This is a genomic window from Klebsiella sp. 28, from assembly GCF_018223905.1.
Taxonomy (GTDB): domain Bacteria; phylum Pseudomonadota; class Gammaproteobacteria; order Enterobacterales; family Enterobacteriaceae; genus Klebsiella; species Klebsiella pneumoniae.
The window spans coordinates 1-4,024 of record NZ_JAGRQY010000212.1 but is presented as its reverse complement, the minus strand read 5'-3'; the positions used below and the strand labels follow the sequence as shown (position 1 = coordinate 4,024).

5 protein-coding genes are annotated in these 4,024 nt (G+C 37.2%); all 5 read right to left on the bottom strand.

Annotated features, from left to right (window positions below):
- Window positions 1-321: 321 nt before the first annotated feature.
- Window positions 322-942 carry a hypothetical protein gene (locus KHQ28_RS26380; protein WP_032260063.1) on the bottom strand — a complete coding sequence of 207 codons (621 nt, stop codon included), beginning with the start codon at window positions 940-942 and terminating at the stop codon, window positions 322-324.
- 153 nt (window positions 943-1,095) lie between these two features.
- The gene (locus KHQ28_RS26375; protein ID WP_047716164.1) at window positions 1,096-1,371 is read right to left on the bottom strand and encodes a hypothetical protein; all 276 of its coding nucleotides are present in this window, start codon (window positions 1,369-1,371) and stop codon (window positions 1,096-1,098) included.
- Between the two features lie 9 nt (window positions 1,372-1,380).
- Complete coding sequence (locus KHQ28_RS26370; protein ID WP_047716166.1) at window positions 1,381-1,932, bottom strand: lipoprotein; 552 nt, start codon at window positions 1,930-1,932, stop codon at window positions 1,381-1,383.
- Between the two features lie 15 nt (window positions 1,933-1,947).
- Complete coding sequence (locus KHQ28_RS26365; RefSeq protein WP_047716167.1) at window positions 1,948-2,514, bottom strand: hypothetical protein; 567 nt, start codon at window positions 2,512-2,514, stop codon at window positions 1,948-1,950.
- 505 nt (window positions 2,515-3,019) lie between these two features.
- Window positions 3,020-3,352, bottom strand: coding sequence for a hypothetical protein (locus KHQ28_RS26360; protein ID WP_064147896.1), 333 nt, complete (start codon window positions 3,350-3,352; stop codon window positions 3,020-3,022).
- Between the last annotated feature and the right edge of the window lie 672 nt (window positions 3,353-4,024).

Below are 4,024 nucleotides of genomic sequence, written 5' to 3'. Positions count from 1 at the left end.
GTTTATTATGAGCAATTCCCTTGACGGATTGTTTTTATATGTTATTAAATTAAAAAAATCCAATACCAAAGGTGAAACATGAAAAAGATAAATTATCCAATGGCAATATACATTTTATTATCCTGCCTGACGCTTATAACTACCATAGGTACTTCTTTAATATATTTCATAAATGGAAATAAAAACATCCCCATACTATCGATGTTATGTGGCATAACGTTGGCTTTATGGTTAGCTACTACGATTATTTTTCTCCCCCTATTCAAAAACTACAAATTATTTATGAAAAAATAGGCGGTATAAAACACCGCCTCTCTTATCTTAGGCTTTATTCTTCATTGCTATTAGTTCATCATATGTGATCATTAACTTAATAGTTATCGATGTCGCAAATATCCAGACAACAATATACACGAGTGCCATTATAATATAAAATATAATTGAACTGAACACTCCAGCGTCTTTCAACGAATCCAGCATACTAATGTATGGATTTTCAACATTAATCGTTTTGAATATTAGAATACTTGCACTTAACGTTGAAGAAACCAATCCCGTTGTATCAACAAGCTTTTTGAAATAATGGATATTCACATTCGAACTATTCATCACCATCTTATGTATTATAATACCAAATGCCAGTGGTGATATAAAAAGAGTCAGGTGATGACTTGCATCTATAAACGAATCAATAAAAAAGCCAACTATAACAACAAGGAGAGGTAGAATAAAATAGATCACCCACTGCGCTTTCGTTAATATTTGGACTTCTTTTTTTGTTTCACCATTTTCACTTTCCTTAGCTTTATGAAATGACAAATCAACAGTACAGTTAATTTCAACTCCGTCAATAATGCCTTTCAGGTTCACATCACCAATTTTCTTTTTTTCATCCCGACATGATAAAGAAACACTATTTTTATCTACATTATTATCATTCATTAGTCTACCTTAACTTCATGAAATTTGTAAGCAATATAATGTTATATTAAGTGTTACAATAGTACAACACAATCATCAGGCTCCCCATTTTTGGTAGTACATGAAGCCACATCGTCATAAAACGATGCGGCTTTAAGAATAACATAAGTTAAATTACATCCTTCTTCTGAACACAACATTATCAGAGAATATCGCCTTACCAGCTATAAATCCAACAGCCGCAATTATTGGCAGGCTAATAGTCGCCCCAGCCATTCCTGCAGACATTCCGATCAGTATAGACAGGCCGAAGGTCAATAATATAACCACGAAAGCATACCAGCCGGGGTAGGTTCCATACAGAACCGTCGCCATGCAGCCGGTGCAGACATGGACACCCCTTTGGCTTTCTTTCAGGCAAAATGGACACTTGATGGTATTGTTTTCCATGATAGCCCCTTAGATCGCTTTCCAGCCATTGCTGGTTTTAACAAGATTAATCATGCCGTCTTCAGGTTCATTCATACCCTTGACGCTGGAGAACGCTTTTTTGTCCACCCATGCAGGAACATCCGCCAACTTCCATGTATAAGACACGCGAACAATTTTCTGATTACCGTTTCCCGGTTCAGTCCATTCCTTTATCTCAGCAACCGCACGATGACCAACACAGGCACCATCTTTACGATCCCAAAACTCAACCGCTTGGCCTTTGTCTGTTACTTCCAGAACATCGACACTACTGAAACCATTAGCTTGTTGAGAAACATCAAGCAGCCCCTGATTACCCAGACCTTTCAATATTTCATCACTGGCACTATACCCCGCTGAACGGTAGCCACGGTTAACCTTAATCGGAAAACCTTTATTAAATACAATGTCGTTGTCCTGCAGGGAGTAGCACAGCTTTGATTGTGATATTTTTGCGTTGATCGCTTTCTCAAAATCCCCTTTTTCACCGCATCCCGATACAAGAGCAGCAAGACTTGCCACGAGTAAAATTTTACGCATAGTGTTATCCCAGAATTAATGGTTGATTGTGCCGTTTCTCAGAACAACAAGACGAACTGGCATATCGGCGTTGTTGACGGTAGCGAACCCACGGACTTCGAAATTGTTTATCGTTCCGGTAACGCTGACTTTCTGGCCTTTCTTGTAAGTAAGAACGGCATCATCAATACCAGAGTAGTAATCCAGCCAAACCATCCCGCCGCAGTAGCTGGTATCAGAGGTTTTAAATAAGAGGTAATAGTTAGGGACTGACTTAGGCATTCCCGTCATCATGTCGCTGGCACTTCTGCCCTTCGTAACTTCCAGAACAGTGGCATTAGTGATAGAGATCCTTTTGCCAGTCCACTGTTTCTCTGCCGCCATTGCGTTTTCTTCATAGTCTTTGCAGACAGCACCAAGGCCAGATACAGACGATACCGGGCCAAGGCTTTGAGTGGTGGCGGTGCCCCCCAGCGCTTTACCTACTGAAGACAACGAAGAACTGATTGCTCCATTAACTGTATTCACACCATCGTTGAGCTGCTGGCATCCTGTCAGTGCGGCAGCAGACAGCAGTAGAGGCATCACTATCCGTAATTTCATATCTATCCCCAATGTGTGGAAACTTTATGTCAAAGACAGCCCTACCCATAGGTTGGTCTCTCTGGGCTGTAAAAAAGCATTAATCAATTGATAGGATTCAATTTATTTTTCTGTTCGTCATATCGTTTGTATCGATCGAATTCAAATCATTTGATAGATCAAAACTATCATATATCTATAATCGATCGATATGAACAATTAAAACACCGATCAATTGACGCTAATTTGATAGTTAATACCTATCAAATGAAGTTTATTGATCTTTTATATCGATCAATAAGAGGTGTAATGTACACGAAGAGCCATGTCAGTAGCTGTTTGCACATGGATGGAGATAGAAAGGTATAGGTCAGAACAGGTAATACCCTGTCGACCATTACGCAGACAGGGATTGTTAGATCTCAGGTAATGTAGCTATCTTCAGATATGGTGTTGTAAAAACCTGTATGCAACGCATGTTTTAATATACTGTTTCATATGGAATGGTTGCTACCATTCAGATTTTTCAATCATCTTCCAAAGCACTGACACTGCTTGCCGGGAAATTGGTTTTTAATTTATTCGATATCTTCGGAACTAAGGAATCTATTGTTTCTTCGCTAACTTGGCTGAGTTCAGAAATCAATCTTCTGTATGTATTAATCATTCGTTCCTGATCAAACTCATTTGCTGATTCTGATAAGAAAAAATAGTCATAATCTTTGACATGGATATTATCACCACTTTCCAAAGTGAGTTTTATTCCTTGTTCATTTTCTTCAACATCTTTAACAATACAAGTCATAAATGGTATTTTTTTATTTGTATGAAAGAGCGTAATAATCTTAATGTTGTTCATCCTTTATTTTCCTTCTTTTTTTATTATTTAATACCATATCGAATCGGTAAAAATGAAATTTAACTCATAAAATAAACGTTTTACCTGTTTTTTCTTATTCTTTTGAAAAGATATTTCTCTTATGAGCTAACGCTCATGTGCTGACGCACGGCTACGCCCTAACTCTGTAAAATATATTTAACGATTTAACAATGGTCCTTGCTATGTTTTAGGGTAAAGCCAAAAGGAACAACATCTATTCTTTTATTCATGATTAAATATTTTAGATCCTATATTTCATAACAGTATTAGCACTAAAAAATATAGTATTTGCTCTTAAACGCATAGGAAAACTATATCCTCAATAGCAGCACTGAGTGATTGTCCAAAACAATCACATTGCTGGAACAGGGCTGGCCCCTGTTAATGATGGATTTATCCATAAAGAACTGCGGCAGTAGCCGCTGACCTAATAATAGTATAATTAATCTTATCAATTCATATTCGATTTAGTTCTTAAGATTTTATATACGCTAGCTTTACCTTGAAATTAATTAAAACCTCATATTGAAAACAGATCTTTTCTTATGATCTTTCGCTCATGGCTCCGCCCCTTATCTATATATTAACGAGGAATCAATCAAGGTTATAGCATTTGCTCTTAAACGCATAGTAAAACTATATCTCCATAGC

Bases quoted from the DNA above. Each gene is read 5' to 3' on its own strand.
- KHQ28_RS26360 (WP_064147896.1), bottom strand. From the start codon at position 3,352: ATGAACAACATTAAGATTATTACGCTCTTTCATACAAATAAAAAAATA.
- KHQ28_RS26365 (WP_047716167.1), bottom strand. From the start codon at position 2,514: ATGAAATTACGGATAGTGATGCCTCTACTGCTGTCTGCTGCCGCACTG.
- KHQ28_RS26380 (WP_032260063.1), bottom strand. From the start codon at position 942: ATGAATGATAATAATGTAGATAAAAATAGTGTTTCTTTATCATGTCGG.
- KHQ28_RS26370 (WP_047716166.1), bottom strand. From the start codon at position 1,932: ATGCGTAAAATTTTACTCGTGGCAAGTCTTGCTGCTCTTGTATCGGGA.
- KHQ28_RS26375 (WP_047716164.1), bottom strand. From the start codon at position 1,371: ATGGAAAACAATACCATCAAGTGTCCATTTTGCCTGAAAGAAAGCCAA.